At 54.0% G+C, this 26,193-nt stretch carries 30 protein-coding genes and 1 pseudogene; 10 read left to right on the top strand and 21 right to left on the bottom strand.

What is annotated here, in order from left to right; translation table 11 throughout:
* Window positions 1-14: 14 nt before the first annotated feature.
* From IAE55_RS22345 to IAE55_RS22290, 12 genes and pseudogenes are all read right to left on the bottom strand, one after another.
* A complete protein-coding gene (locus tag IAE55_RS22345) occupies window positions 15-593 on the bottom strand; it encodes a YmfQ family protein (protein WP_200633925.1) in 579 nt (192 codons plus the stop codon).
* Entirely contained in the window at window positions 586-1,704 is a 1,119-nt protein-coding gene (locus tag IAE55_RS22340; RefSeq protein WP_200633924.1) for a baseplate J/gp47 family protein, read from the bottom strand. The genes IAE55_RS22345 and IAE55_RS22340 overlap by 8 nt, the downstream gene beginning before the upstream one ends.
* Window positions 1,704-2,174: a DUF2634 domain-containing protein gene (locus IAE55_RS22335; RefSeq protein WP_200633923.1), complete on the bottom strand. Its 471-nt coding sequence runs from the start codon at window positions 2,172-2,174 to the stop codon at window positions 1,704-1,706. The genes IAE55_RS22340 and IAE55_RS22335 overlap by 1 nt, the downstream gene beginning before the upstream one ends.
* Window positions 2,167-2,577, bottom strand: coding sequence for a hypothetical protein (locus IAE55_RS22330; protein ID WP_200633922.1), 411 nt, complete (start codon window positions 2,575-2,577; stop codon window positions 2,167-2,169). The genes IAE55_RS22335 and IAE55_RS22330 overlap by 8 nt, the downstream gene beginning before the upstream one ends.
* Window positions 2,570-3,547, bottom strand: a complete 978-nt coding sequence (locus tag IAE55_RS22325; RefSeq protein WP_200633921.1) for an XkdQ/YqbQ family protein — start codon at window positions 3,545-3,547, stop codon at window positions 2,570-2,572. The genes IAE55_RS22330 and IAE55_RS22325 overlap by 8 nt, the downstream gene beginning before the upstream one ends.
* Complete coding sequence (locus IAE55_RS22320; RefSeq protein WP_200634011.1) at window positions 3,544-4,179, bottom strand: LysM peptidoglycan-binding domain-containing protein; 636 nt, start codon at window positions 4,177-4,179, stop codon at window positions 3,544-3,546. Before IAE55_RS22320 ends, IAE55_RS22325 begins: the two co-directional genes overlap by 4 nt.
* Window positions 4,180-4,221: 42 nt before the next feature.
* Window positions 4,222-5,874, bottom strand: a complete 1,653-nt coding sequence (locus IAE55_RS22315; protein ID WP_200633920.1) for a hypothetical protein — start codon at window positions 5,872-5,874, stop codon at window positions 4,222-4,224.
* 15 nt (window positions 5,875-5,889) lie between these two features.
* Complete coding sequence (locus tag IAE55_RS22310; protein WP_200634023.1) at window positions 5,890-6,033, bottom strand: hypothetical protein; 144 nt, start codon at window positions 6,031-6,033, stop codon at window positions 5,890-5,892.
* A gap of 14 nt (window positions 6,034-6,047) precedes the next feature.
* Complete coding sequence (locus IAE55_RS22305; protein ID WP_076175084.1) at window positions 6,048-6,482, bottom strand: phage tail assembly chaperone; 435 nt, start codon at window positions 6,480-6,482, stop codon at window positions 6,048-6,050.
* 368 nt (window positions 6,483-6,850) lie between these two features.
* Window positions 6,851-7,258, bottom strand: a complete 408-nt coding sequence (locus IAE55_RS22300; RefSeq protein ID WP_200633919.1) for a phage tail tube protein — start codon at window positions 7,256-7,258, stop codon at window positions 6,851-6,853.
* A gap of 75 nt (window positions 7,259-7,333) precedes the next feature.
* Window positions 7,334-8,638, bottom strand: a pseudogene (locus tag IAE55_RS22295) (phage tail sheath family protein); the annotation flags it as partial.
* Window positions 8,639-8,973: 335 nt separating this feature from the next.
* Window positions 8,974-9,450 (bottom strand): ArpU family phage packaging/lysis transcriptional regulator, encoded by a 477-nt coding sequence (locus IAE55_RS22290; protein ID WP_145160902.1) that lies wholly within the window; start codon window positions 9,448-9,450, stop codon window positions 8,974-8,976.
* 263 nt (window positions 9,451-9,713) lie between these two features.
* Between IAE55_RS22290 and IAE55_RS22285 the strand changes: the two genes are divergently transcribed.
* The 3 genes from IAE55_RS22285 to IAE55_RS22275 all read left to right on the top strand — a co-directional run bounded on the left by IAE55_RS22285 (window position 9,714) and on the right by IAE55_RS22275 (window position 12,560).
* Window positions 9,714-10,172, top strand: a complete 459-nt coding sequence (locus tag IAE55_RS22285) for an XRE family transcriptional regulator (RefSeq protein WP_105442033.1) — start codon at window positions 9,714-9,716, stop codon at window positions 10,170-10,172.
* A gap of 39 nt (window positions 10,173-10,211) precedes the next feature.
* Window positions 10,212-10,625 (top strand): ImmA/IrrE family metallo-endopeptidase, encoded by a 414-nt coding sequence (locus IAE55_RS22280; protein WP_145160904.1) that lies wholly within the window; start codon window positions 10,212-10,214, stop codon window positions 10,623-10,625.
* Window positions 10,626-10,727: 102 nt separating this feature from the next.
* Window positions 10,728-12,560 (top strand): 5'-nucleotidase C-terminal domain-containing protein, encoded by a 1,833-nt coding sequence (locus IAE55_RS22275; protein WP_200633917.1) that lies wholly within the window; start codon window positions 10,728-10,730, stop codon window positions 12,558-12,560.
* Between the two features lie 156 nt (window positions 12,561-12,716).
* Here the strand turns inward: IAE55_RS22275 and IAE55_RS22270 are convergent, their stop codons facing one another.
* Together IAE55_RS22270 and IAE55_RS22265 are read right to left on the bottom strand one after the other, a co-directional pair.
* Window positions 12,717-13,868, bottom strand: a complete 1,152-nt coding sequence (locus tag IAE55_RS22270) for a transglutaminase domain-containing protein (protein WP_145160909.1) — start codon at window positions 13,866-13,868, stop codon at window positions 12,717-12,719.
* 39 nt (window positions 13,869-13,907) lie between these two features.
* On the bottom strand, window positions 13,908-14,363 hold the full coding sequence (locus IAE55_RS22265; protein WP_076175110.1) for a hypothetical protein: 456 nt from the start codon (window positions 14,361-14,363) through the stop codon (window positions 13,908-13,910).
* A 366-nt stretch (window positions 14,364-14,729) separates the two neighbouring features.
* On the opposite strand from IAE55_RS22265, the gene IAE55_RS22260 reads away from it, so the two are divergent.
* The 3 genes from IAE55_RS22260 to IAE55_RS22250 all read left to right on the top strand — a co-directional run bounded on the left by IAE55_RS22260 (window position 14,730) and on the right by IAE55_RS22250 (window position 16,699).
* Window positions 14,730-15,887: an MFS transporter gene (locus IAE55_RS22260; RefSeq protein ID WP_145946616.1), complete on the top strand. Its 1,158-nt coding sequence runs from the start codon at window positions 14,730-14,732 to the stop codon at window positions 15,885-15,887.
* A gap of 107 nt (window positions 15,888-15,994) precedes the next feature.
* The gene (locus IAE55_RS22255; protein ID WP_163882325.1) at window positions 15,995-16,165 is read left to right on the top strand and encodes a hypothetical protein; all 171 of its coding nucleotides are present in this window, start codon (window positions 15,995-15,997) and stop codon (window positions 16,163-16,165) included.
* 174 nt (window positions 16,166-16,339) lie between these two features.
* Window positions 16,340-16,699 (top strand): toprim domain-containing protein, encoded by a 360-nt coding sequence (locus tag IAE55_RS22250; RefSeq protein WP_076175114.1) that lies wholly within the window; start codon window positions 16,340-16,342, stop codon window positions 16,697-16,699.
* Between the two features lie 56 nt (window positions 16,700-16,755).
* Here the strand turns inward: IAE55_RS22250 and IAE55_RS22245 are convergent, their stop codons facing one another.
* Window positions 16,756-17,367 (bottom strand): SCO family protein, encoded by a 612-nt coding sequence (locus tag IAE55_RS22245; RefSeq protein WP_076175116.1) that lies wholly within the window; start codon window positions 17,365-17,367, stop codon window positions 16,756-16,758.
* Between the two features lie 227 nt (window positions 17,368-17,594).
* Window positions 17,595-18,530 carry a heme o synthase gene (cyoE, locus tag IAE55_RS22240; RefSeq protein WP_116231830.1) on the bottom strand — a complete coding sequence of 312 codons (936 nt, stop codon included), beginning with the start codon at window positions 18,528-18,530 and terminating at the stop codon, window positions 17,595-17,597.
* A gap of 280 nt (window positions 18,531-18,810) precedes the next feature.
* Here cyoE and IAE55_RS22235 point away from each other — a divergent pair, with 280 nt between their 5' ends.
* Window positions 18,811-19,794: a metal-dependent hydrolase gene (locus IAE55_RS22235; RefSeq protein ID WP_145160913.1), complete on the top strand. Its 984-nt coding sequence runs from the start codon at window positions 18,811-18,813 to the stop codon at window positions 19,792-19,794.
* Window positions 19,795-20,023: 229 nt separating this feature from the next.
* Here the strand turns inward: IAE55_RS22235 and IAE55_RS22230 are convergent, their stop codons facing one another.
* Window positions 20,024-20,239: an alpha/beta-type small acid-soluble spore protein gene (locus tag IAE55_RS22230; protein WP_094595154.1), complete on the bottom strand. Its 216-nt coding sequence runs from the start codon at window positions 20,237-20,239 to the stop codon at window positions 20,024-20,026.
* Between the two features lie 119 nt (window positions 20,240-20,358).
* Between IAE55_RS22230 and IAE55_RS22225 the strand changes: the two genes are divergently transcribed.
* On the top strand, window positions 20,359-20,544 hold the full coding sequence (locus IAE55_RS22225; protein ID WP_116231828.1) for a hypothetical protein: 186 nt from the start codon (window positions 20,359-20,361) through the stop codon (window positions 20,542-20,544).
* A 29-nt stretch (window positions 20,545-20,573) separates the two neighbouring features.
* Here the strand turns inward: IAE55_RS22225 and trpS are convergent, their stop codons facing one another.
* Window positions 20,574-21,563 (bottom strand): tryptophan--tRNA ligase, encoded by a 990-nt coding sequence (gene trpS, locus IAE55_RS22220; protein WP_076175126.1) that lies wholly within the window; start codon window positions 21,561-21,563, stop codon window positions 20,574-20,576.
* A 453-nt stretch (window positions 21,564-22,016) separates the two neighbouring features.
* Between trpS and IAE55_RS22215 the strand changes: the two genes are divergently transcribed.
* Together IAE55_RS22215 and IAE55_RS22210 are read left to right on the top strand one after the other, a co-directional pair.
* Entirely contained in the window at window positions 22,017-22,997 is a 981-nt protein-coding gene (locus IAE55_RS22215; RefSeq protein WP_192716230.1) for an aldose 1-epimerase, read from the top strand.
* Between the two features lie 199 nt (window positions 22,998-23,196).
* On the top strand, window positions 23,197-23,436 hold the full coding sequence (locus IAE55_RS22210) for an alpha/beta-type small acid-soluble spore protein (protein WP_076175232.1): 240 nt from the start codon (window positions 23,197-23,199) through the stop codon (window positions 23,434-23,436).
* A 271-nt stretch (window positions 23,437-23,707) separates the two neighbouring features.
* On the opposite strand, the gene IAE55_RS22205 is transcribed toward IAE55_RS22210, so the two are convergent.
* The 3 genes from IAE55_RS22205 to IAE55_RS22195 all read right to left on the bottom strand — a co-directional run bounded on the left by IAE55_RS22205 (window position 23,708) and on the right by IAE55_RS22195 (window position 26,006).
* Window positions 23,708-24,115, bottom strand: coding sequence for an O-methyltransferase (locus tag IAE55_RS22205; RefSeq protein ID WP_076175130.1), 408 nt, complete (start codon window positions 24,113-24,115; stop codon window positions 23,708-23,710).
* 366 nt (window positions 24,116-24,481) lie between these two features.
* Complete coding sequence (locus IAE55_RS22200; RefSeq protein WP_105442025.1) at window positions 24,482-25,420, bottom strand: anti-sigma factor; 939 nt, start codon at window positions 25,418-25,420, stop codon at window positions 24,482-24,484.
* Entirely contained in the window at window positions 25,386-26,006 is a 621-nt protein-coding gene (locus IAE55_RS22195; RefSeq protein ID WP_200633916.1) for an RNA polymerase sigma factor, read from the bottom strand. The genes IAE55_RS22200 and IAE55_RS22195 overlap by 35 nt, the downstream gene beginning before the upstream one ends.
* Window positions 26,007-26,193 lie beyond the last annotated feature (187 nt).

Raw genomic sequence — 26,193 nt, 5'->3', positions numbered from 1 at the left:
CCTTAGCCCCTCCTTTACGGTCTATATTTCTCCCATTCATCCCAGGTAAGATTGAGTGCATCTGTTTGATCCCAGGACTTCTTCGCTTTGTCCAGCTCATCCCACGTCAAATAAGTAAATTTATACTCCAACGACATATGAGCCGGCTTAATTTCCTCCATGACTGCCTTCAAATCTTCCAAATTCGCTGGAATCCCACGCGTACCAATAAAGGTAACGGTGATTTTATACTCACCCGGTGTAATCAATACACTAACTTCCCCGCCGTCATAGGCCTGTGCCACGTTTTTAATCATCGAACCCGAAACCTTGCCGCTGCCTCTCAGCTTGGATTCAACATAAGAGCGTCTTTGATCAATCGGCTTATTCTTATCCGTAGGTATCCCCAGCTCCGCCTCCCACCGTTCTAATCCCCACGTCGCCGTCTTCACAAAAAACTGCTCCAGCGTCTCATTCAGAGCTGAATAAAGAGCATCCATCTCCTCTCCCTTGGCATCCGCATCAGCTCGAATGACCCGGCTGAATTCGTAGTAAGCTGGCAGATAGGAGAACAGTTCGGCACCACGAGAACTTGTAAATGTAGCTTCACTCATGGACGTCCACCACCCCCAATACGGCCACTTCCCCAGGACTGATTTGGATATTCGTATCCGCGGCACCGTTGACCGTCAGATTGGAATAATCGATGATCGGCGGGATATCCAGCAGAATGGCAGCAATTCGGGTAAAGCGGACAAGCGGATCGGCAAAAGCCAGCTGTTTCAAATAGGCGGTAATGCCGCCGATCATCTGCTCTTTGACCATGTCTAAAGTTGCACCGTCTGCCAAAGTGAGCTGGACCGAGATATCGATCGGCACCTCTTTTGCGGGCATCACCGTTACAACCGGTCCAGCTGGAGCTTTTCCTTCTCCTTGACCGTCCATCGTCGGATCAATATACTGCTGAACGGCTTCAACGATTGCCGGACTGGCTGCCCGCTTATCCATATCGACCAAATAGATGCCTACCGTCCCCGGACCTTGCCATAACGGAGCGACCTGCACTCCTCCCACACCGGGAACCTCATTGGCCCACTGGATATATTGAGCCTTGTTGCCGCTGGTCCCCTGGTTTCGGATTTCCGCATAGTACCTCTCCAATAAAGACTCATCCGACTCCTCATCGGCGCCGCCGGTTACTGCTGCCGGATTGGTCACCGAGATGATGCCGCTGGTTGGGACCAGCATCACTTCAATCACGCCTGCCGGGACATTTCCCTGGCTGCCTGCCACTAAAGCAGTGATGGGTGCCAGGCCCTCGCCGTTGCTATCCAGCGTCACGTCGGCGGTTGTTTGGTACTCAATACTGGACTCTCCCGTGATTTCGTCGGCCGGCGTGCCAATCAAAGTTCCCTTCGCCAGTTTTTTTCCCGGCTGCCCCACAAACTTCACGATCCCGGTCGCAGGCACCGCTGCTCTCCGGTTCACCCCGCGCTCCGCCGTTCTTAAGGTCAGGTACTCACCGAAAGCAGTACTCGCAAACCCCCTCCTCAGCACCTCCTGCGACCACAGCGCCGCCTCGGACAGCATGAACGCCACTGGTGCCTGCGCGTCCCAAATAAAAGAGCCCTCGGACTTGTCGATATCCGAAGGCACCCTGGCCAGCATGCGGCTCATAATGTTCTCTTCCGTCTGATCCTGCAAAAAAAGCGGCAAGTCCACCATCAGATCACCACGCTTTCTATGATTTCAATCTCGTCCCGGACGCTTTGAATGCGGCAGCTGAAGCGGCAGCTGAAGCGGCAGGCCTCGCCTTCCCACGCAAACACGAACTGATCCACGCTCTCCGTCCGCGCATCAGCCAAGAGCGCCTCGGAAACCATGCGCCGGATTTCGCTCTCGAGCAGAGCGTGATCGTAGCCGCTGCCGACCAGATCCTCCAGCTCGCTGCCGTAGTCCCTGGAATAGATGAGATGGCGGTAGCGCGGGGTATGGATGGCTTTTTCGCACCAGGTTACCCAGGCTTCCCTTTCGTCCGCGACGGCGATTTTACGGATGGGGGACATGACGAATTCCCCGGCGTCAAAATCGAATCGCCAGCTTCTCCCAAACACCGCCCCGCTTCCCTCCAATAGTTCCGTCTCCGCATCCTCGGTCCAGACCATGTCCTCCGTTTCCGGAAACAAATTAGCCACGACCGCTCACCACCTTGCAGACGACGACCACGTCATCCCCGCCGTTTACGCGGACGGCCAGCACCCGGTCTCCGGGCTTAAGCCCGGCACCCAGCTTCAGCGCAGCATCCGGGACTTCGGTCTCGTCAAAATAAAACGACGTATCCATCGCCACGCTCCCCCAATTCGGGGTATCCGTTCGCGTCCCAGATGCTCCAACCGCCATATAACGCGGCAGCGCAAGCAGCCCGGGCAGCTCCGCCACCATGTATTCCTGCATTTCGTGCTTGAAATCGTCCAGCTTCAACCCCGTCGACGTGATCGTCCCCAGCACCGCCCCGACGCCGCCGAGCGCCTGGCGCGTGTGCTTGCCGACCGAAGCGTACAAAGAGGATGCAAGCTGTCCATACGGGTCTTTATTCAAGGTAAAACCTCCTTTTGACGTCGTCGTAGGTTCCGAGCTCCAGCGACATGCTGCCCGGGTTGCCCAGCTCACGGCTGACCGAGATGACGAGCAGCTGCACTTGGCCCAGCATAACTGCATCGCCTGCCCGAATCGTATTGATATCCGGCGCGTTGACGGTAATCGTCTCCTGGATGCCGCGCAGCTTGCTGCGGGCGAGCTCGCGGGCGGCTGCTCCGTTTTTCACCTCGTCGTCCTGGATAATCGCCTGGAGCTGCCCGTACTTGGCCACGTCCTTTTCCTCAATGGCGAGGACTTTAGACGGAACCTCTTTCCCCGTCTCGCTCGCCGCGGTCGCCAGCACCTTCACCTTCGTCGCCGCCCCTTCCAACGTGCGCGTCTGCATCGTATCGGTTACCGCCTCAAGAACGTAGACGTCCGGGTTCGTACCCAGCTCGTACAGCTCCAAGCCGGAGGCGATCATCCGGGGATGATACAGCTTGCCGCCAGCTTTGGCGGTAGCCCGCAAATCAGCAAACATGCTGGCATACAGCGACTGCGTTCGGTACACGGCCCGGCCCAGCGCCTTACTGGTATCCGGCAGCTTGGCGATTTTCAAATTCCAGTCGGCGGCATACTTTTTAAAGCGCTGCGTCGCCGTCTGCTTCGCCGGGAATAAATACTCGTCCTCCGATTTGTCCAAATAGACAGTCCGGTCGTACAACGTCAAAGCCATCCGCTTCATGCCGTTGTTCGTCGTCTCGACTTCCCACACGACCGCAGGATGCAGCAGGGTGACGTAATCCTTTTTCCCGTGAGGAATGCCGCTGATACGGATCGCCATGCCCGGGGCGATTGGAGGCAAATCCGTTGTCACCACCAAGTTGACCGTGCCCTGGTAAGCAATCTGCTCCAGTGAGTCCCGCAGGTTGATCGCCTCCACCAAGGGGGTCAAATCGTATTTGTCCTGCAAAATCACCTTGTAACTCATGACAGCACCAGCTTCTGCCCCGGCTTAATAGCGTTCGGATCCTTGCCGATTACCTTCTGGTTCAGCTTGTAGATCTGGTTCCATTTCGAGCTGTCGCCGAGCTCCAGTTTGGCGATTTTGGAAAGGGAGTCTCCCGTCTTGACCGTGTAGGTTTTGTTGTTCTCCTTCATGTCAGTGCGCTGCTGTTTGTTGACTGCCGTCCCGCCGCCGGTGCCGCTGCCAGCCGTTTTCGCCACCTTAAGCTCTCTCCACGTGCGGAGCGTGATGTCGAAATACACGTCCCCCGGTTCCCCTCCCCGGAATGTCGTTTGATGGGAGGCCACGAACACGGGCACATTGATCCCGGCTTCGCTGATGACAAACCGGAGCGAGGTTTTCATCACCAAAAAATCATTCAGCTTGTTCATCGCCACCTGCGGATCAGGCAGCTCGCCCTTTCCCCCTTTGCAGAAGGACTCATCGTATACTTTCGGAAAAAAGGAGGAAAACGAGATTTCCTTAATCCGGTCCCCCTGCGGAAAATCGAACTCCCCGGACGAGAGAATGTTGGCGGTATCATAGCCCTTTTGCCTGGAAATGATCACTTCCTCCGGATTAACCGGAAACGTGAATCGCTCGCCCTTCCCGGTCATTAACACCAAATCCAAAGCAGTTCCTCCTCTCTGGAAACGTCGTTACACATATGCTTTCGCCCCCGGTTTGCGGTTCTGCGCAGCTTTGGCAAACTCCGAACGCAGGCGCTGCCCGATCTGGAGTATCAGGCCCTCCACATCTATCGGCGTCTCTTCATGCACAGTCACTTGCACCGCACCCGCCGGGAGATTGTAGTTGGTTTCCGTTTTAAAATCCTTCAGAAACCCCGACAGCGCCGACATCTGCTCCGGACTGATCTGCACGAGCTGTGGCGTCGTTTTGCCGCCTCCGTTGCCCCCGATTCCCGGCTTAACGCCTCCGGTTGCGGCCTGCAGCCGTGGGCCTGTTCCCATTGGAGCGGCCGGGCCTTGGGCTCCGGGCAGGTAGGGACCGTAACTTTTGTTGGTTAGTGGGAGGGGGGATGTTGGGGGCACATACCTATTCGGGTAGATCATTCCCGGTAACCCTTTTTGGGCTGTCCATGCAGGTGAAGCATATTGCCCATACGGCAATCCTGTAGACACAGCTGGTGCAGATCCTATGCTGGATTCAGGTTTTACGGGAGCCGGCTTGTCCTTTTTCTTCTTTTTCGAGAACAGACCCGAGACCCAGCCGCCGACCTTCTCTCCTATATAACCTCCGGCTGCACCACCCAGCATTGCTCCGACCGCCGTTCCTCCACCAGGAATAACTGATCCTAAAAAGCCTCCCAAAACCGTTCCGACGCCGCTCCCGACGGAGGACCCAATGGCTTGAGCCCGCTCTTTCCCGGTCTTTGCGGTCATAATGGATATGGCATCGGCTGCGAGTCCAAGGACCCCCGGCAGATTTTTGCCTATGCCCTTGGCGGCTGAAGTCATCATTCCACTGCTTCCGATGGCTTTTACGGTAGAAGTAGCGATCCCGCTGCTCTGGGCAGCTTTTGTGGCTGAATTGGCGATCGCGCTGCTTTTACTGCCACCTAAGAATTCCTTACCACTTTTCCACAACCCCTGTATTCCGCCGATAACGCCTTCACCAGCAGAACCAATGGTACCGATGAAATCACCCGCTGCGCCCATCGTTTTCCACGCTCGGCCCAAGGTCTTTTTCCGTTTATAAGTTTCAGTCCTTAGAGGAGTTTCCCTTTTGGCAGCGTCAGGATCGGCCGCCAGGTCCTTTTTTTCCTTATCCTTGTCCTCGCCTTTCCATGCCTTTTTGATGGCTTTGCCTTTATCCGGGATTTCCCCCGCGCTTTTCAACCCTCCGCCAAAGTTTTTTAGTGCAGAAAATACATCCTTGATTGTGTCAGAAGTGGACTTCGGCTCGTCCTTCTTCTCCCCTCCGATTTTCAGCCCTCCAATGGTCTCCGTGAGCTTTTTGACGGCGGCCGAGTTTTCCTGAAGCGCTGTAACGAGAGTGGAAAAATCAATCTTTCCGCCTAACGCTCCCCCACCTACTGCAACATCTACAGTCGCCGTCGCCCGGATAACCTGGGACTTCACGCGGTTGATTTTTTCCAGCAGGCTGTCCAGCCCTTTCGAGGCACTGTCCTTCAGCGCAATTTCGGGAACCATACGGGTTCTCCCGATCTTCAGCACCCGCCCCTGAATCCGTTCAAAATACCGCTCCATCGCCCGCAGCTCCCGGTTCGCCTTGATCACGTTTTTCGGATCGATCACGAGATTCAGCCGGTAATTTAACGTTTCTGCCATGAATTCTTCACCTCCTTAACCTTGATTGATGGCTGCCATCTGTTCGATTTCTTCCTGGGAAAAAGCGAGCAGCAGCAGCCGCTCCCCGCGCGGGAGCCGCCAAAACTCTCCGGGACGAAGGTGATGCCGGGCCCACAGGTGGTACAGCATCGTCGTCATTCCCCCGGAGCCGATCAGTTTTTTAGGTCAGCGATCTCGACCCCGAAACCGGACAGCTCCAGCACCTTGTCGCCGACGGCGTCCAGCTCCCCGGCCAGCAGCATGCGGCGCACCGCCTGCTCCCCGCCTGACAGCTTCAATCGGCTTGTGATCCGCGGATCACCCCAGCCGTTTAGCGTAAGCCCCTTCACTTCCAGCTTGCCGGTGGCTTCGGAGATAAGCAGCGCGTTAAACGTTTCGGTATCGACCTTTTCGTCCACCGCCCCCTTCACCGTCCGGCGGACCGTACACCGCTCGCGGATGCTGTCCACCTTGCTCGAAGTCAGGCCGTGCAGCACGATCTGCATATCCAGGCGCTTGATGCGCACAGTCTCCTCCGGCAGCTTCTCCGCCGCCTCAAACAGGCTGTCCAAAATTTGTTCCTCGCTCCAGTTATCCTGCAAGCTCATGCGTCTTCCTCTCCTTCATTTGCTGAATGGTTTATGTCCCTAAAGGGATGATGTTGAGAGTTTTACTCCTTGAAAAAAGGGCTGACTCAGCCCTTTTGCGTATCCGGTCAGATCGTACAATAGCTGCGCCAACTCTGGTCTACGAAAAGAACACTAACAAGCGCAAAAGTGCGGCTATTTTCCGGGAAATCACACCTAAGGACACTATTAAAATAAAAGCAAAAGTGCAGCTTCATTTCCGGCCAACCCGCCATTTCGCGAATTCCACCAGAAGTCAGTGCACTTTTGCTTCTATCTTCTTCTAAAATGGTGACTTCGGCTGGATGAATTACACTTTTGCAGTTTGGCAGCCTATTTCTCCGAACTCCTTAGTCCGCCGAGATCGGGTCCAGCAGCTCGTACCCTTCGAAGGTGAACGTCGTTTCCTCCTGTACTTCCTCGCCGGCGGTCCAGTTAGCCAGCTGGATTTTGTCCGGCATGCAGCGGATCAGACGGACGCGCTCGTGTCCGTAGGACTCGGGATCGTCCAGCTTGGAAATGATTTCAAATTTCGTGAAGCCGCGGTTGATCATATCCGAGGTGACTTTGTAGCCGCTCATCGTGCCGGTTCCTTTTTTGCTGCCGCTTTTGTGGACCGTCCAGTCGCTGCCCACCAGCTTGAGCTCGCGCTTTTCGATTTCGACGCTGGCTTCGAGCTTGTTAATGTGCGTCTGCCATACACCGTCGATATAGGCCTGGCCGTACGTGCCGAGAATGACTTTTGAAGCATCCAACATAGGGGTTCCTCCTCAGAGTTATTCATAGTTTTTTTTCATAGCTTGCATGGTTAAAAAAAGACCGCGGCTCTTCCATCACTGCACGTAAAATGTGCCGAACAGCTGCTCCATCACATCCGTCAGCTTCACGTTCCACTGCAGGAAGACCTGATCCGGCTCCGGCTGCTTCACCGCAGAATCACCGTAGTAGGCCGGATCGAGGATGACGTCATAGCCATCCGGCTCAATGACGCTGCTCAGTGCCAGCTGGCCGAGGTACTCCTTGACCGCGCCGATCAGGGCGAGGCGCCCTTCTTCCGTGTTGTTCACGCGGCCGATGTACGTCTGCTCCGCCGCCCGCTGCAGATCCGCATTGATCGCGTCCATGACGCGGATGGAGCGGATCTTCTTCCAGGCGCTGCTCTGGCCTTCGGCCGGTGTCGCCAGCGTGTTAATGCCGCGCAGCGCCTTCACCTGGCGGCCGTCAAAGAAGAGCAGGAACACGCCGCTCTTCACGGCCTGCTCCTGCTCGGAGCGCGTCCAGCGCCGGGTAACGTCCTCGAACGGCGTGACCGCGTACGTCGCGGACTGGTTCAGGCGCTGGCCCGCGATCAGGCCGGCCACATAGGCGGCCGTCTGCGCAGAGCTGTAGTCCGTCCCGGACAGACGGACGCCGGTGCCCACGTTGACGATGCCCTCGTGGTTCAAGGCCAGGGAGCGAGCCGCCGCCAGATCGGCCGCGTCCCTCGACACGTCATCGGCCGCGCTGCCTCCGAAGACGGCCATGACGCCGCGGCCTTCGCCGCGCAGCCGCTTGATCCAGGCGGCAAAGCTCTGCAGCAGCGCCATGTCGGCGGCATAGTCGAGCGCCAGCAGGTCGAAGTCCTGGCCTTCGGCGGCCTCCTGCATGGCGACGTAATCGGCGTTCGTCAGGCCGCTGATGCCGCTCGCGCCGCCGGTCAGCGCCAGTCCACTGACGTCGGCCGGCACACCGCCGCCATCCACGGCCTCGGCAGTGACCCAGTCATTGCCGCCGTTGATGCTCGCGGCCAAGGAAGCGGCCGTGCCGTCCGCGCCGGTGAAGGTGCCGAGCAGCTTGGCGCCTTCATACAGGCGCAGCTCCTTTGCGGCCGGATTGCCGAGCGCAGGCTGCACCGTCACGGTGAAGCCGTTGCCGCGGCTGCCCGGGTGCTTCGCCGTCAGCTTCAAGATGGCGGTCGGCGCTGCATCGCCGCTCTGCAGCGTCACGGCCGCCGCCTGGGCCGTATCGTCCGCCAGGCGGTAGGCCAGCAGCTTCTTCGGACCGCCGAGCAGCGCCAGATAGAGGGCCGGGTAAGCGGTCGCCCCATTTTCGCTATCCGCGGCAAACATCGCAGCAATCGCCTGCTCGCTGCCGATCTCACCGGGCAATGAAGCGTCACTCGTCCGCAAAAAAACCGGCCCTTCCGGCCGGCTTAACATCCACTGATTGTGTTCGGTACGTCCCTTTGCTTCATTCCCGATGATATAATCTTACACCCCGGATTCGAAAACGCTGACGGCAGTTCGGACGGTTATCGGCGGAAAATAGTACGAATATATGTTCGTATTTTCACATCCTTTTTATTCCAAATAGGAATGGTTAGGATCAGCACTTCTGCGGGAGTTTCATCCCCTGAAACTCCCGCTTCCCATTAGATAAAGAAAAAAGCCGAAGACCTCTCCGGTCCCCGGCTTGTCCCGCTTATGAGCGGGCTTTATTTGGAATTGCAAGCTTTGGCTTTTTGAAGCTCGGATAACGTCAGCAGCCCGCGGTCCGCAAACGCCAGCGCCATTTTATAGAAGGCTCGCGTTCGTATTTTCGTGTACGTGTCCTTACTGACCGGCGGTTCGAGCACGTAATTGTAGACTTTATAGTCGAAAACGTCGTCTTCCTTCATATACCGTTCGCGGATCAGCGTCTGTTCCCGTTCGCCAAGCCGTTCCACGATCGACTCGATCATCCGGCAGTATGCCTGGCGGGCCGCAGGCGCGTCCACATTGTAGACGGCGACCTGCGCCGTCTGGTCCGAGGTCACGTTGGTCGGTCCGTGAAACCGTTCGGTATAAGAGGCGGTAACGCTCGCTTCCCTGACTTCAAACGTAATCGTTTTATAGATCCGGTATTTCTCCAAAATCGCTTCAACGGCGGCCTGGGTCTTGCGGCGGTCCAGCTGCGGCAGCATTTGATCCATATTCAAACACGCTCCTTCATGGATGTTCACCTAAAAAAAACTGTGGCTTGTTCGCATTTTTGTTCGTATAATGATGTTAACATACCACTTTTTGGGTATCGCGTAAAACCCGGAAATCCCGGCTTAACCACCATTTCGCTCCGAATTCCTTTTTATTTCATGCCATTTGGTAATTATAACATCATTTTTCTTTACCTTTTGGCAACATTGGATTATAGTAACGGATAGAAATAGATCAACGTCATAGAGGGAGTGGCTAAACCGTGGAAAAAGAATTCGGAGCCGTGCTTAAGCGGCTGCGCGAGCAGAAGGGCATGACGATCAACCAGCTTGCCGAAGCATCGGGCATCAGCAATTCGCAAATTTCCCGCATGGAGAACGGGATTCGGGGCGTGCCCAAGCCGCCGACCATCCGGAAGCTCGCGGACGCACTGGAAGTTCCATACGGCGAGCTGATGAGCGCAGCAGGGTTTTGGGATCCAGACGGGGCTCCCAAAGGATTGCAGGAGGAAGCGCCGGCATGGGCGACCTATAAGGACAAGCGGGATTTCAAGAAAATGCTGGAGGAAGACGGAGAGCTGATGTTCGACGGAATTCCGCTGGATGCCGAGGACAAGCAGCGTATCAAGGATGTCCTCACCGGGCTGTTCTGGGAAGCGAAGCAGATGAATAAGCGGAAGAAGAAGGAGCCAGGTTCTCCGGACAGCCCCTCTTCTTCGTGATGGGTGGGACGAACAATCCACAACTTGCAGGTGAATCCTATGGATGAAATGATTCGAAAGCTAATCCGAAAATATAAGACCAGCTGCCCTTTCGAACTTTCCCGGTCCCTTGGCATTCATATCCGCTACCTGGATCTCGGCAAATCCACCAAGGGACTCTATTACCGGAAACTGAGACGGCGGTTCATTGTGATTCACAGCGAGCTGTCCCCCGAGTGGCAGCGGTTTGTCTGCGCGCATGAGCTCGGCCATGACCGGCTCCATAAGGGGATCAACCGTTTTTTTCTGGAGGAGCATTCCTACTTTGCCCCCGGCAAGCTGGAGCGGCAGGCCAACCGGTTTGCCGTCGGCCTTCTGTCCGCTGGAACGGCGATACTGCAGGGCGAAACGGCTGAATCCTACTGCAAGCGTGTCGGCATTCCGCCGGAAATGCACACTTATATTCAACCTTAGGCCAATAAATGATTCATAAGTCTTATTTCACCATTCCGATAGTTTATTAGAATAAAGGGTAAGGAAAATTTATCTAATACGATTTAGGAGGTTATGAGATTCATGATCACAAGGAAATGGTTCACCTCCCTTCTGTTTAGCGCGGTGCTGTTGGCTGGTTCGGCCCAGGCGGCAGCGGCGGCAGAGGGTACGACCGGGAGCACCCCGGAGCCATCCGCCCCGTCCGGCAAGCATATTACGATTCTGCACACGAATGATATGCACGGCCGTGCGGTAGAAGCATCCCCTGAAATGGGATTTGCCAAGGTCACAGGAATCTTTAACCAATACCGCAGCAAAAATCCGGATACGCTCGTTCTTGATGCAGGCGATGCCGTACACGGTACGCCGTTTGCCACGCTCGTTCAAGGCGAGAGCATCGTGAAGGTCATGAACGAAATGGGTTATGACGCCATGGTTCCGGGCAATCACGAATTCAACTACGGCTGGAAGCATCTCGTGGAACTCTCCAAGGAGTTGAAGTTCCCGATGCTGAGCGCGAACGTCATCCAGTCTGATGGCACTACCCTCTTCAAGCCTTACATAATCAAGGAAGTCGACGGCGTCAAGTTCGGCATTATTGGCCTGAGCACGCCGGAGACCGCATATAAGACGAACCCAACCAACGTCACCGGGCTGAAGTTCGCCGATCCATCGGCCGAAGCCAAGAAATGGGTGAACGAAATCCGCGGGCAGGTCGACGTCGTTGTCGTAGTTGGCCACCTCGGTCAGGACAAATCGAGTGTCGACACCAGCCTTAAGGTCGTTAAGGAAGTGCCCGGCATCGACATTTTCATCGACGGACACAGCCATACGGTTCTGGAAAACGGCCTGATGGCCGACAACAACACACTGATCGCCAGCGCCGGCGAATACACGAAATATGTCGGCGTCGTCGATCTGTGGGTCGACAACCATAAAGTGGTGAAAAAAGAAGCCACGCTGATCGATGAGAAGGAAGCTGCCGATATCAAGGCCGACCCGAAGGTCGCCGATCTGGTCGCTTCCATCCAGAAGGAGCAGGAACCGATTCTGAAGGAAAAAGTCGGCGAAACGCCTGTAAAGCTGGAGGGTTCCCGTGAGAAAGCGCGCACCGGCGAAACTAACCTCGGTGACCTGCTGGCCGATGCGATGCGCGATGTGAGCCAATCGGATGTGGCGATCACGAACGGCGGAGGCATCCGTGCGTCGATCGAAGCCGGCACAATCACTAAAGGCGACATCGTTACGGTTTTGCCATTCGGCAACCAAATCGTGCAGCTGAAGGTCAAAGGCTCTGATATTAAGGCGGCCCTCGAGAACGGTGTATCCGACTATCCGCAGTCCAAAGGAGGCTTCTCCCAGGTTTCGGGGGTGACGTTTAAGATTGATACGTCCAAGCCGAAAGGAAGCCGCGTTCACTCCGTGAAGATCGGCGATAAAGCGCTCGATCCGGACGCCACGTATTCGCTCGCGACCAATGACTTTATGGCTGTCGGCGGCGACGAATACTCGATGTTCACGAAGTATCAGCAAGCCGGCATGTACGGCGCCCTTGACGAAGCCCTGATCAACTATATCCAGCAGGGCAAGCCGATTCCGGAAGGACCTGCCGGTCGGATTACCGAAGGCCCTGCCCCTGCAGCAACGACAGCGCCGGCACCGTCTGAACCTGCGCCAACGCCGGCCAAACCGGAACCGTCGGCGCCTTCGAAGCCGGCAGCGCCAGCCAAGCCGCAGCCTGAAGTCAAACCGGCCCCAGCTCCAGCCGCGAAGGTCTATATCGTCAAGAAAGGCGACACGCTGTACAGCATCTCGCTGAAATACGACACGACCTGGCAGACGCTGCGCGACCTGAATCATATCAAGAACGCCAACCGGATTTATCCCGGTCAGCAAATCAAGCTGCCTGCGTAAACCTTGTCGGCAACCTTAAGGAAGCTGCGAAACTCGGGAATGAAGCCCAGCATCCAGCTTCAAAGCATCATTCCATCAAAGCACAAAATCCCCTTGCCCAGAACGGGCAAGGGGATTTTTTCAATGATCCTGTACCATTAGATATACCTGCTTGAATTACAGCATCTGCTCCTTAATATGCGTCTCCGCAAATTTCGGAGGATTGAACCAGTCGCCGCTCTGCGCCCATGTCGGATCCAGCGGCACCCACTTGTTCTTTTCAGGCAAATACACTTCATTCCAGGCATGTGGTCCATATCCGCCCTGGCCATCATAGCCTTGGCCTGTGACCACCTTCACCTGCAGACCCTGGGACCGGGCCATCACTGCATACAGTCTGGCATAATCGATGCAGACACCCTTCTTCGTGTTGAACGTATCCTGCGGCGTCTGTTCATGCCAGATCCCTCGCTGCTCATAATCATCGACCTTGCCGTAATCGTACTGCACCCGGGTGCCGACCCAGTCATACAATTTACGCGCCTTTTCCTCATCGGTATCCGCGCCCTTGACGATCTCGGCGGCGGCCGCCTCGATATCCGAAGGAATCGCATGGTCGATCACCTCGTATTTGCGCTGCATGATGCCGTTCAGCTCTTTTTCGACAGCTTTCGTGAATACCGGAAGCTTGTCTTTTACCAAGTGACCCGACAACGGCTCAATGACCCGCTGCGCCCCTTCTTTATAGATCGGCGACGCCTCCACGTATTGGGTAAACGAGGTGTGCGGATACAGGGATACGTACACGAACAGCAGCGCAACGACGACGATACACCGTCCTGCCCCGATCAAGAGGCCGATGCACGCACCGGCCAGACGGCTCAGCAGCGAAGCGGAGGACTTCCCTCCCGGGTTAAAGAGCGCGCTGCTCCCGCCGAAGATCAGCACCGTCAACCAACGGATCAGGAAACGGATGATGCTATAGCTCACGATAAAGATGACGGCGAACCGCATCAGCGGAAAATCGGCCATCGCCGTAATGAACGTATAGTAAATCTGCTCCCACATTTTCAAATCCCGGTTCGGGAGCTGGCTGGCATAATCGGCGAGCCATTCCTGAACTCTGGGTGATACCCACAAGGTAAAAGGAACCGCAAGCACCAGCCCCAGCAGAATAAAGACGCTTTCCCTCAGCAGGGACAGCAGCCTTCCCGCAGAGCGGGATGCGCCCCGGCCCCAGCCCTGAAGCAGGGACACCAGCAGGATCAGCAGCAGCAGGATGCTGATGATGTTAAATTCCTTAAGACTTTCTATCCATGATTGCAGCATAAGATGACCCCCTCCACGTTGGTGCATGGATTAAGTCCTTTATTTTCCATTTGAACCGCCCGCCTGGCTCTGGGATTCGGAGATAAACGATTTGACCGTGTCGTTGATCTTCCACTGCCCGAGGGGTACGCCGCGGAACGTGACATCCACTTTGTCGCTTCCCTTGGTTCCCTTCATTTCCAGGTTCGGCGTCGTGATCGTAAATGTTCCGTCCCCGTTGTCTGCATACTTGGCATCCTTGGCTTCCTTCATCATGACATCCATAGCCTCGTTCTTCAGCGTATCTACGGTCTCGTCCTTCACCGTCGTTACGACCTGATTGATCTGCTCCAGGGAAATGCCGCTGTATACGACAAGCGCCAGCACGATGATGATGACGAGCGCCCATTTGACCATCGTCTTGACCAGATTCAGGACGATAAACAGCACAACAAGGGCAATCACGATCACCAGCCAGTTTTGCTGCAGAAAATCGGACCATACCTGCATATCCATTTCAAAAACACACTCCCATCGACCTGAAGGGCTTAAGCCACCCTATCAAGTGATTTAGAAACTTCCATTCGATTATACATGATCCGGACATCGGCTGTCAGCCAGCCCTTAGACGGGGCTTTCCGTCGTTCCCGGGGCGTAGGTGCCTCCAATATTAAGAAATCCACAACCTGCCCGGCATACAGCAGTCCAGTCTTACGTTACCTGCAAAGCTATCGATTTGCCCGTCCCAAAAAAAGAGGGTCTAAGCCGCCAAGTAGAAACGTACACGTAGATTGATGAACGAATGGTTGTCTTATCCGTTGGCCAACCCCCGTTCCATACCGAACGTACAGATGATAAATCTGCGAAAAAGGAGCTGCTCACGTGAAAACTGCTATTTGGCTGTACATGTTTTTGTTTCTCGCCTTCTTCGACCTTCACGCCCAGTACCCCATACTTACGCCATTCGCGGTCTCCTTGGGAGCAGCGCCAGTCTTTATCGGGTGGATGATGGGCATTTACGCACTCACCCATTTGCCCGGCAATTTGATTGCAGGTACGGTCATCGACAAGCACGGCAGCCGGCGCTATATCATTTTCAGCCTCGTATCGGCCGGCATCGTCCTCCTGCTGCAGGCGCATGTGCAGTACCCTTGGCAGCTGCTGGTCCTGCGGTCAATCAGCGGCTTTGTGCTGGCCTTCTTGTCGCCAGCCTGCCTTGCCCTGCTTGCTTCCCTGTCCAAAAACGAGGTGACCCAGGGCAAATATATGTCGGGTCATGGCGTAGTGCATACCCTGGCCTCGGTCGTGTCGCCAGCTGCGGGAGCCTTTATCGTGGCCAATACCGGTTATTCGACAACATTCCAGGGTCTCGGGTGGCTGCTGATTGCAACCGGCGTCATGGCGGTCTTCAGCGTCCCGAAACCGGTCAAGGCGATGACAGATGCCCGTGGCGGTAATGAAGAAGCTGCGCTGTCATCCCCTGCCCCCAGCGTATCCTGGCGCTATTTTATCCTCCCCTTTGTCGTTTCCTGTTCCCAAGGGATCCTGTTCTTCGAGCTGCCGCTGCGCGATACTGGGGTGGAAGGCATTAAATCGACAGGTATCCTGTTTTCCGTCCTGAGCATCGGCGCCCTGCTTACGCTGAGTATGCTGTTTATCAACCGCTATTCACCCTACAAAAGGGTCATCGCAGGCGTTCTATTGATGGCTCTTTGCTTCTTTGGCATGGCCGCGTTTCCTCATGTGCCGCTGGTCGTCATCCTGTTTATTCTCGGTTCGGCAAAAGGCATCATCTTCCCTGGACTTGCCTCCATGTTTATTCAGCTCAGCGGCGGCAGCAAGCTGGGGAGGATCTTTTCGCTCCAGTCCATCGCCATGTCCATCGGCTCCTTCATCGGTCCGATCGCCGCCGGCCAGCTGAGAGGATCCGTGTCACCGTACTACATTGCTTTTGTCCTCCTCATGGCGGGACTTATGATGATACCCATCAACCGCAAGGGATCTGCGCTTCATCCCCATATGAACGAGAATCCAGTGTAGTCATAAGCCTAAAAATCGAGAGATAGGCCTCTGCACAATAATTCCTGCACTCACCCACATAAGATGGATTGTGTTAACCGACCAGGCAAGAAAGAGGGGTGATCTCGATGGGTCTGTATTCTCACTGCGGCTGTGGTCCTGTAGTAGCACCGGTGGCCGCACCTGCAACCAAGGTAGCTCCCGTGGCGGCAGCTCCGTGTGTGCCTTACAGTAACGTAGGCGTCGTACTGGTACTGTTTATCCTGCTTGTCATCATTTTGCGTGCATTCTGGTGCTAGAACGGCGATCTTCCCATATTAAACGGTCTGTCTACCCTGCTGGACAGATCGTTTTACTTTTTTTTGCATGGCTTGCCGAAAACAAGCTACACTAGAATTACCCGGACCCAAGCTTCAACATTTCCCGGGGAATTTCGAGACAAACATCCTTCTCTTAGTCCGAGGTGAGCCACCATGCCGATTTATATTATTGTCGAGGGAAAAAACGACCGCAGTAAGGTCCGCCGCCTGTTGGATCCCGAAATTCAAATTGTGTGCACATACGGAACGTTAAACACGACAAGGCTCGAGTCTTTGCGCAAAGAAATTAAGGACAGCGAGGTTTATCTGTTTATGGACAACGACAGCTCCGGCAAAAGGATTCGCGGCGTTCTCCGTGATGCCTTCCCGGATGCAGGCCACATCTACACAAGACGGGGATACCGGGGCGTTGAGGGCACACCGGATGAATATATCATTTCCCAGCTGGAAAAAGCGGGGCTTGAGGAATTTATCGTTTATCCCGATTCCTACACCGTATGGTCCAAAGATTAAAAAAAGGCGCCTACCCATCCGGAGCATGCCGGGGATCGTGGCGCCTTCCTGTTTGATTACTCCTTGGCCAACGCCTCAACGTCCTTGGCAAGGGATTCTGCCGTAACTTCATCCGTATTGTTGGCGTTATACAGCTTGCGGACCTGATTGTCCCTGTCGACAAGAGCGATAATGTTCGCATGGGAGAAGTTGTCCTTGTTGTCTCCCATAATGGCGATTTTGAACGACTTTTCGGCCAGATCGCGGATCTGCTGATCTTCGCCTCTCAGGAAGTACCAGCCGTTGTAATCGACATTAAACTTGTCCCCGAACTCTTTGATCTTCTCCCGGGTATCTACCTTCGGATCGAAGGAGATCGAGACGAACTCGGCGTCTTTGCCGAAGGTTCCGTCCTTGACGAGCTGCTTCTGCGTCTGCGACAGCATGAAGGTCGTTACCGGGCATACGTCCGGGCAGCTGGTGTAGAAGAAGTAGAACAATCTGACCTTGCCTTTGGTATCGTCCAGGCTTACCGTTTTGCCATCCACATTTTCAAACGAAAAATCTCCGACCTGGCTGATGACCGGCAGCTTCTCTTTGCCGAATCCCATGGCGTTATATACCAGGTACCCTGCTCCAATCACGATCACCACCAGCAAAATCCATGTCCATTTGTAGCGCTTCAACATCGAATTCGTTCCCCTCTCCCTAATCACGATTCCTGCTGTCCCTTATGCCGGCGGACATCTCAGATGCCGCCCTGCCTCCCCAGGACTACAGGCAGTAGTTTGTTATGTAACACCGACGCGGACCATCCGCCCTGACGGCCGGGTGACCCGCTTGTGCCCGGGTGAACAGGCTTTCATTTCTTCCTTTTAAAAGAATCCCATGATTCCATGGGATTCTGGGTAAGAACTTAGTGAGTTGTGTTCAAAATCATTGCGATCAAGCTCAAGGTCAAGTAATTTATCGAGAAGAAGAACGTTTTCTTAGCCCATGCTTCATCGTCTTTGGCGGTAAATCCCTTCATGCCATAGTACAGCCAGATCAGGGACAGCAAGAGCGAAATGATCATGAAGTAAATGCCCACATAGCCGTATGCATACATTAATACCGGTACCGGAACCAGTAATACCAGGTAAGGAATACATTGAATCTTGGTACGCTTAACGCCTTTGACGACCGGCAGCAGCGGGAATCCCGCCACTCTGTATTCTTCGACACGCCGGATGGCGAGAGCCCAGAAGTGAGGCGGCTGCCACAAGAACAGCATCGCAAACAGCAGAACAGCGCCCATATCTACCGTACCCGTTACGGCAACATAACCGATTACCGGCGGCATAGCTCCCGAAATCGCGCCGACGGAAGTACTCCAGGTGGAGGTCCGTTTCAGCCACATCGTATAAACGACTCCATAGACGAACATACCGATAACCCCGAAGATGCCGGCCATAACCCCTGAAAAAATAAAAAGGTCAGCGAGTCCCAGTACACCTAGAATAAAGGCATACCAGAGTACAACTGCTGGCTTTATGCGGCCGGCCGGAAGCGTACGTTTACGCGTCCGTTCCATCTTCATATCCAGTTCACGATCATAATAATTGTTATAGACACAGGCGGAAGCCATAACCAGCATGGTTCCCAGTAGAGTCAGAATCATCTTGCCTATATGAATATCCCATTGGGATGCGACCCAGAAACCTGCAAATGCAGCAATTAAGTTAGACCGGAGAATACCGGGTTTAGTTAATGTGATAAAATCTTTCCAAGTTGCCGATGGATTGGGTGGCGTTTGATTGATGGAAAGCGCTGCGGAATCCGAAGGAGCTTGGTAAGTCAAGTGATTATCCACGCCTTAAGATCCTCCTTAGTTCTGTCATTATGGAGGAACTTGCCCTCCGCTATAAAGTTTATCATATCAAAAGGTAAAAGTGTTTGACAATCCTCTCCAAAATCATTCACCATTTTGACAATTTAGTGACACGTATTAGCGACACGTAATAGTATGGTCAAACACTAATAAATTCATCCAATATTGGGTAGTAACTATATTGAGGCATTCTGCCGGAAAGGAAATCAGCTTCCGAGTTTGTTACAATAGAATAAAGAACAACAAGAAGGAGACATGGTAAATGGATACTGCCACACATTTTGTGATTGGACTCAGCCTGGCCGGTCTCGCCTACGTCGATCCGGCGGTTGCCGCGAGTCCTACGCTTGCCGCCGCGGTGCTGCTGGGCACTGTCATCGGTTCGCAGGCTCCGGATTTCGACGGCCTGCTGCGGTTCAAGAGCAACGCCCTCTATGTTAAAAATCACCGGGGAATTACTCATTCTCTCCCGTTTCTCGTCATCTGGACCGCTCTGATCAGCGGAATCCTGTCCCTTCTGTTCAGCGGTGTACCATCCGGGCATATCGTGCTCTGGACCGGCATCGCCGTCTGTCTGCACGTGTTCAGCGATCTGTTCAATACGTACGGAACCCAGGCCTTCAGGCCCGTGACGGAAAAGTGGATTTCGTGGAACATCATTCATATTTTTGACCCGTTTATTTTTACGCTGCACGCCCTGGCCGTTCTGCTCTGGAGTACGGGAGCGGTACATCCTGCACCGCTGTTCACTGTCGTATATATCCTGACGGTCTTTTATTATATTTGGCGGACCGGCGCCCATTCGATGCGCACCCGGGAAGTGATCCGGCTGGATGAGAGCCGTAAGCCGGGAGAACGTTACTTCGTCATTCCGACCATTTCCTATAATAAGTGGCATGTCGTCAAGTCCCATCCAGACGGCAGCTATCAGATCGGCGTACTGAACGGGCATACCCTCGAATGGAGAAAGCATGCCGTCACCGAGTCCCATCCGGCGGTCGAGCATTCGCGGAAGCATCCCGATGTGGAAGCCTTCCTGTACTTCTCCTCCTTCGCGGTGGCCGAAGTCGAGCCGCTGCCCTGGGGCTATGTGGTCCGTTGGGCAGATGTGCGCTACCGGCACCGGAGACAGTATCCGTTCGTCGCTGTGCTCGTCATGGATAAAAATTATCAGCCGATCAATACTTACGTTGGCTGGCTGAGCTCCAAAAAAATGAACAAGCGGCTCTCCATCAATTCAGGCTGAGTGCCACGGGGATGCATAATAAAAAGGGATCTGCGGAATTTTTCCGCAGATCCCTTTTTTACCGTAACGCCTTTTATCCTTCCGTTGTAATGTTTTTCAGCTGCCCCGCCGTTCGGAAACAGCCTGCCTCTTGACGGATGCTGCGGGATAAGAGAGAATCACGGTAGTTGCAAGACAAAATCCGAAGCACCTGCGGCGCTCCGGACCTAAAATACTTTCCTGTATGGAACTATTTTCCTTGGCCGGAAAGTTGTTGCTCAGCCAATTGAACCAGACGTTTCGTAATGTATCCCCCGAGAGAACCGGTTTCACGGGAAGTGTAGTTGCCCATGTATCCGTCTTGCGGCATTTGAACGCCAAGCTCCTGAGCCGCTTCCATTTTCAATTGCTGCAGTGCAGCGTTTGCTTGAGGTACCACCAGATTGTTGGAACGAGATCTAGCCATAATAAGAGTCTCCCTTCAATTCTGCGTCTTATTGAAATGCAAGCTTGCAAGCTTAGTATGGCTCGCAGCGACACAGTTATACAAGAAAGTTTCTATATATGAAATGGAGGTTTTTGCCAATGAGTAAAGGCTTGTCTTTATGGTTTGCTGCCTCGTCCATCCTGCTTCTGATGGCATGCGCCGTCTCCATCAGCTATAACGGCTGGGTAGCCGTGCTGCTCGGCATTCTCGCAATTCTCAATATCGGGTGGGGCTTTGTGGTCAAAGCCCGCAAGAACCGGCTTCAGCAGCCCGGCAACCAGTAATGCGCTAGGCATTGCTGACGCTGGGGAAGTTATTTTTTGGCCGGGAGAAACCCCATTCTTTCTTTGACTTCGGCCACGGTGCGGGATGCCTTCTCCATGGCTTTGTCTGCGCCCTGCGCCAAAATATCATGAATTTGACCGGACTTGCGGATTTCGTCATATTTTTGCTGCAGCGGCTCGAGCGTCGCTACGATGACTTCTCCCAGGTCCTTTTTAAATCCGCCGTACATTTGACCTTCGTATTTATCTTGAATTTCCTGCAGCGACATGCCGGAGCATTGCGAGTAAATACTCATCAAATTGCTGATTTCCGGTTTTTCATCCGGTGCATAGCGGATTTCTTTTCCCGAATCGGTCGTGGCCCGGCTGATCTTTTTGCGGATGACATCCGGCGGATCCAAGAGGGCGATATAGCTTCCCGGGTTCGGATTGCTTTTGCTCATTTTTTTCGAAGCGTCGTCCAGCGACATAATCCGCGCGCCCACTTCGGGAATGTACGGTTCCGGAATGGTAAAATAGTCGCCGAAGCGGTGATTAAAGCGTCCCGCCAGGTCGCGGGCAAGCTCCAGGTGCTGCTTCTGGTCTTCGCCTACGGGAACCAGATCCGCATTGTACACCAGAATGTCTGCCGCCATCAGCGCGGGATAGACAAACAATCCGGCGCCTACAGAGTCCTTGCCGGCCGATTTGTCTTTAAACTGGGTCATACGTTCAAGCTCGCCCATCGAGGTGAGCGTCGTCAGCAGCCATCCCAGCTCGGCATGCGGCGGAACATGCGATTGCATATACACGTTCGCCTTATTTGGATCAATGCCCGCTGCGATGAACAAGGCGGCTACCGCCTCGGACTGCTCCCGGAGCGCCTCGGGTTCCTGGGGTACCGTAATCGCGTGGAGATCGACGACCATAAAATTGCACTGATAGTCGTTCTGCAGTTTTACAAAATTTTTCATGGCTCCGATATAATTGCCGAGCGTCAGTTTGCCGCTGGGTTGAATGCCGGACAGTACGGTTTTCATCAACAATCCCTCCAACTTTAAAAATGGTAAAAACAAAAAAGGCCCCACGCCCGCAAGGGACGTGAGACCGTGGTGCCACCCTTATTTGCTGCAAGCCGCCCATGTGGAAGCGACAACTGTCAGCCTTTCTGCTTCCGTAACGTGGAATCGCCGGCCGGTCTACGCAGGAAGTCATGGTTGCTTCCGTTCAACGCGGCACTCAAGGGTCCATTCGGCAAAATCGGCTCCACCGGTTCGCATCAACCACCGGCTTTCTGAAGGTTACGCCGTCTTTGCTTACTTGTCCCTGTCATCGTGTTTACATAATCATTGAAAGCCTTTTGCAATGCCTATGATAAAGCTCAGATCGTCGAATTGTCAAACCCCTTTTTTTACGAAACGCCATCAAATCTGTTATGATATGGGTTAGATATTTGAAGGCTAAATGAATTTAGAGGAAAAAGGAGCAACGATATGAAACAAGTGACCAAAGGGCAATGGAACGGATACGATACCTATATCCTGCATAGCCGTGAGCTTGAAGTCACACTGCTGCCATCGCTTGGAAACAATGTCATTTCCATTTTAGACCATACCCTAAATCGGCAGGTCGTTCGGAGACCTGATGACAACGATCTGGAATTCTACCTGCAAAAACCTTACCATTTTGGCATGCCGATGCTGATTCCCCCGGGACGGATCCGCGGCGGCCATTTTGAATACGAAGGCAGATCGTATCAGTTCGACCGGAACACCGCCGGTGACAACCATATTCACGGTCTCCACCGGACGCAGTCCTGGAGAGTCAGCGATATCGAAGAAGACGAAGAAGGCTGTGCAGTGACCTCGGAGTTCCTGACCTCGGACGATCCACACTGGATGGAGCAGTTTCCCGCACCGCTGAAGCTGGAAATGACGCTTCGCCTTCAAGGGTCCAAACTGACCCAACATTTAAAGGTTACCCACCTGGGGGACCATCCGATACCTTTCGGCATCGGTTTTCATACATGGTTTTTGCTTGACGGGCAGCCGGGAGAGTGGACGCTTACCCTGCCTGTAAGCGCGGAATATGCGCTGGATAAGGATTTAATTACGACTGGCGAGCTCCTCCCGCTTGGACCGCTCGATCAGCTCAATCAAGGACTCAATCTGGCCGGGACCAACTTCGACACGCCGCTCCGGATCGGGGAAGGACAGCCTGCGGAAGCCCTGCTGATGCGCAGTGACGGGTACGGACTGAAGTATTCTGCGGATCCGAAGTACTATAAGCATTGGGTTCTCTATACGAAAGGCGAAGCGGACGAGTTTTTGTGCATCGAGCCATATACCTGGCTGCCGGATGCGCCCAATCTTGCCGCGGGACCGGACCTGACGGGACTGATCCGGATCGAGCCGAAGGCATCAATTGAAATGGACCTGACGCTGGACATGGTCTATCCTTCTGAAGACCATTAAGCCGACTCCTTAGAATCAGGCATAGGAAAACGTGGATTTTCAAATTTACAAATAACAGGGCTGCATGCTGCTTGAAGCGTGCGGCCCTTTTTGCGTTATCCTCTATTTACCAATTTATATCTCCATTCTTGCTGCATGTTTTCAAATCTTTCGCACCATAATAACTCCATAAAGTTCAAAGGAGGTGACAAACATGGGTATGGGTCAAGGTCAAAACCAAGGACGCGGAAGCCGCTCGAACAACCTGGTGGTTCCACAAGCTAACGCTGCTCTTCAACAACTGAAACTTGAAGCTGCACAAGAGCTTGGCGTTCAAATGCCACAAGACGGATACATGGGCAACTACACTTCCCGTGAGACTGGTTCTTTGGGAGGTTACATCACGAAACGTCTGGTACAACTGGCAGAGCAGCAATTATCGGGTCGTTCCGGCCAATAATCTGCATTTGTATACGTTGATATCATGATGAGCCGGGCCCGGCGCGAGCCGTCCCCGCCTACAAAAGGCAGCCTCTGGATTATTCCAAGGGCTGCCTTTTTCTAATTATAGAATTTATAAAATTTTCAGCGGAGCTAACCATTCAATCATCGCAAGAAAAACTTCCGCTAAGCCTGGTCTGTCTTCTGTGCTAATCAAACTATTCGGATATTCATGGATAAAGTCATACTACAAAAGCAAGAAGGGATGATAAAAATAAGTCCACGACGAACTACGACAATTCTGTTACTGTTTCAGGATATGTATGTCTCGGATACCGGATCATCAGGTTAGCCATGTTATAGTTGGATTCCAAGATGGCATCCACCGCAATGAGCCCCTGCCGGATCGTAAATTCGTAGCTGATTTCACCGTGAGTCCAGTGGCGCTTGTATTTTAAACTTTCTAAAGCCATGAGACGAAAAGACGAGTACTGTACTGGAGTCAGTCCGGAATCCTGGGAATGAATTTCCCCGTTCCGTCCTTCCAGCGGATGATGCCGGATACCAAATTTACCAATGACATTATTTCGTATTTGCACAAACACCGTGCCGGATGATAGTCCTGACAGCTCTTCTTCCAGTTCCTTAAAAACTAAATCCAATTGCCTTGCCAAAGATAACTGCTCGGTTTTGATCATCTTTTTCCCCCTCTCCAAAATTCGCCAAAACTCATAGGGCTTATGACTCATTATAAGACAGCATGTAGTATCATACAACAACATCAAACATAATTGGGTAATAATTCCTATTATTTTCGTTAAAGCAATTTTATTTTCGGCAACAAATCGCTATATTTCTGGTTATTTTGACAAAATGTGATTTCCCCAAGGACATTCCAAGAAGAGCGCGAAAAACCACGAATCCACTCCAATGAACGCTACCCCAAATCTATTTCGATGATCCCATCACCCAAAAAACAGTCGGCTTAAAGCGACTATCCCGGGCTAACGCGAAACCTGAAAAGAAAAAAAGCCCGAGGGCATTTGAGATCCCCCAGGCTGACGCTACTCCCTGTTATCATCGACAGACACCCTTAGTGCTTCGGGTCCGGTCGGAACCCGGCTTCCGCCCTTAGGTTCCAGACTGATCACAATTTGGTCCGGGTCCATGGTCCCGTATCCGTAATAATAACCTTTACCCTCGGCCTTACCCGTCATCAGCATTCCCATGCTGACCGACCGTTGCTCATGCTGCAGCCATACCTGGTAGGCCTTTTCCTCCGGTGGCTGAAGGCCTTCGATCACGATCAGCATCTCACCCGAATCCCGGTCGATCCACACGCCTCCTGATCCGTGGAGCGGCGGAAGCGGCGGAATCCGGTACTGATCGTAATTGGCCGACTGCATAACAGCGATTTTGGATGTAAAGGCTTGATCGATAGAATCGGCGGACGGCATCTCCCGATGCTTGAAGGAGAACAGTCCGGCAACGACGCAGCCTGCAACAACCGCTGCCGCTGCGGCAGGTACAAGGTAACGCCGCCAGCGGACAAATCCTTTTTCCAGGGAACGGAGCCGGGCCAGAAGCCGCATTTTGCGGCCCAGACGGGCGGAAGGGCCAGGAGCTGCGGAAGAGGCCGCAAACGGGCCAGCTACCTCGCTGGAGGCCTGCCAATCCGCCTCTGATGCGGTTTTCTCTTCGGTACCCACAGCCCGTATCGGCGACTCGGGCAGCGACGTACTCAACGCTGCAGCGGTTGGCTGGCTATCCAAAACCGAGGCTGGCTCGCTCATTACCGAGCCGACCAGCTCAACGGATTGCATCACCGTCTCCCACTCGGCAAGGCGCTCCCTGCAGTGGGGGCAAGCGGCGGCATGCTCCTCGACGAGGAGACGCTCCGGCTCTTCCAGCTGTTTCATCGCATAATCGACCAGCTTTTCCTCGGGCAGCACAGCACAGCCTTCAGGATTATTGCTCCCATTTTCCCGAATGGACAACCGCATGCTGTTCACCTCCCTCGCCGGCCTGGGTAACCTGGCCCTGTTCCAGTCTGCTGCGTAAATTCCGGATGCCGTAACGGATCAGCGACTTCACGGTTCCGACCGGCTTCTGCATCTTCTCAGCCAGCTCGCGGTGCGTCAGCTCCATCATATAGCTCCCGTAGAGCGCCATTCGCTGCATGGGCGGGATGCTGCGCAGCGCCGCCCTCACCTGCTCCTGATCCAGATGCCGGAACGCTTCGAGCTCCGCCGATTCCAACGTCCGCTGCCAGCGCATAACGGCCGACTCTTCCTGCGTCCGCTGCAGGGCGGCCATCCGCTGCTTTTGCCGGAGGCGGTCCATCGCCCTGCTTCGGACACGAACCGCCAGCCACGCTTCCACGCTGCCCCTTTCGGGATCGTAGTGCCCCGCTTTTTCCATCACTTCGATAAAAATTTCCTGACAGACATCTTCCGCTTCCACCCGGTCCTTCATCCAGTATTCCGCAAGCCGGTAAACCATCGGAGCAAACGCATCATAGAACCGGTCGAAAGCCGGAGCCGAGCCCTCTGCAATTTCCTTCAACCACGCTTCAGGACGGTCCTGCATGATGGAGTATCCCCCCTTATTCTCTTCATTCCCTTGATCCGGCCTGCCCCCTGCACCCAAGGTCCCGTAAGAGAGCGCTGGCCGCCATTTTTACAGCAACATTCTAGCAAAAGAATTTCGCGTTCGGACTCCCCTCCTCCGTGATTTTATCCCTTTTTAAGCAAATTTTTATCTTCTTTTAATCTTC

The organism is Paenibacillus sp. S28 (genome assembly GCF_016624415.1).
Lineage (GTDB): Bacteria > Bacillota > Bacilli > Paenibacillales > Paenibacillaceae > Paenibacillus_AQ > Paenibacillus_AQ favisporus.
The sequence above is the reverse complement of the archived record's forward strand: the minus strand, read 5'-3'. Positions and strand labels throughout refer to the sequence as shown.

Coding starts and splice junctions, on each gene's coding strand:
- IAE55_RS22310 (WP_200634023.1), bottom strand. CDS start 6,033: ATGACGACGATGCTGTACCACCTGTGGGCCCGGCATCACCTTCGTCCC.
- IAE55_RS22205 (WP_076175130.1), bottom strand. CDS start 24,115: ATGATCAAAACCGAGCAGTTATCTTTGGCAAGGCAATTGGATTTAGTT.
- IAE55_RS22280 (WP_145160904.1), top strand. CDS start 10,212: ATGGATGAAATGATTCGAAAGCTAATCCGAAAATATAAGACCAGCTGC.
- IAE55_RS22315 (WP_200633920.1), bottom strand. CDS start 5,874: ATGGCAGAAACGTTAAATTACCGGCTGAATCTCGTGATCGATCCGAAA.
- IAE55_RS22230 (WP_094595154.1), bottom strand. CDS start 20,239: ATGGCTAGATCTCGTTCCAACAATCTGGTGGTACCTCAAGCAAACGCT.
- IAE55_RS22215 (WP_192716230.1), top strand. CDS start 22,017: ATGAAACAAGTGACCAAAGGGCAATGGAACGGATACGATACCTATATC.
- IAE55_RS22200 (WP_105442025.1), bottom strand. CDS start 25,420: ATGCGGTTGTCCATTCGGGAAAATGGGAGCAATAATCCTGAAGGCTGT.
- IAE55_RS22235 (WP_145160913.1), top strand. CDS start 18,811: ATGGATACTGCCACACATTTTGTGATTGGACTCAGCCTGGCCGGTCTC.
- IAE55_RS22225 (WP_116231828.1), top strand. CDS start 20,359: ATGAGTAAAGGCTTGTCTTTATGGTTTGCTGCCTCGTCCATCCTGCTT.
- IAE55_RS22340 (WP_200633924.1), bottom strand. CDS start 1,704: ATGGTGGACTTGCCGCTTTTTTTGCAGGATCAGACGGAAGAGAACATT.
- IAE55_RS22255 (WP_163882325.1), top strand. CDS start 15,995: ATGGGTCTGTATTCTCACTGCGGCTGTGGTCCTGTAGTAGCACCGGTG.
- IAE55_RS22290 (WP_145160902.1), bottom strand. CDS start 9,450: ATGGATCAAATGCTGCCGCAGCTGGACCGCCGCAAGACCCAGGCCGCC.
- IAE55_RS22270 (WP_145160909.1), bottom strand. CDS start 13,868: ATGCTGCAATCATGGATAGAAAGTCTTAAGGAATTTAACATCATCAGC.
- IAE55_RS22210 (WP_076175232.1), top strand. CDS start 23,197: ATGGGTCAAGGTCAAAACCAAGGACGCGGAAGCCGCTCGAACAACCTG.
- IAE55_RS22305 (WP_076175084.1), bottom strand. CDS start 6,482: ATGAGCTTGCAGGATAACTGGAGCGAGGAACAAATTTTGGACAGCCTG.
- IAE55_RS22250 (WP_076175114.1), top strand. CDS start 16,340: ATGCCGATTTATATTATTGTCGAGGGAAAAAACGACCGCAGTAAGGTC.
- IAE55_RS22195 (WP_200633916.1), bottom strand. CDS start 26,006: ATGCAGGACCGTCCTGAAGCGTGGTTGAAGGAAATTGCAGAGGGCTCG.
- IAE55_RS22320 (WP_200634011.1), bottom strand. CDS start 4,179: ATGACCGGGAAGGGCGAGCGATTCACGTTTCCGGTTAATCCGGAGGAA.
- IAE55_RS22300 (WP_200633919.1), bottom strand. CDS start 7,258: ATGTTGGATGCTTCAAAAGTCATTCTCGGCACGTACGGCCAGGCCTAT.
- trpS (WP_076175126.1), bottom strand. CDS start 21,563: ATGAAAACCGTACTGTCCGGCATTCAACCCAGCGGCAAACTGACGCTC.
- IAE55_RS22275 (WP_200633917.1), top strand. CDS start 10,728: ATGATCACAAGGAAATGGTTCACCTCCCTTCTGTTTAGCGCGGTGCTG.
- IAE55_RS22345 (WP_200633925.1), bottom strand. CDS start 593: ATGAGTGAAGCTACATTTACAAGTTCTCGTGGTGCCGAACTGTTCTCC.
- IAE55_RS22265 (WP_076175110.1), bottom strand. CDS start 14,363: ATGGATATGCAGGTATGGTCCGATTTTCTGCAGCAAAACTGGCTGGTG.
- IAE55_RS22325 (WP_200633921.1), bottom strand. CDS start 3,547: ATGAGTTACAAGGTGATTTTGCAGGACAAATACGATTTGACCCCCTTG.
- IAE55_RS22245 (WP_076175116.1), bottom strand. CDS start 17,367: ATGTTGAAGCGCTACAAATGGACATGGATTTTGCTGGTGGTGATCGTG.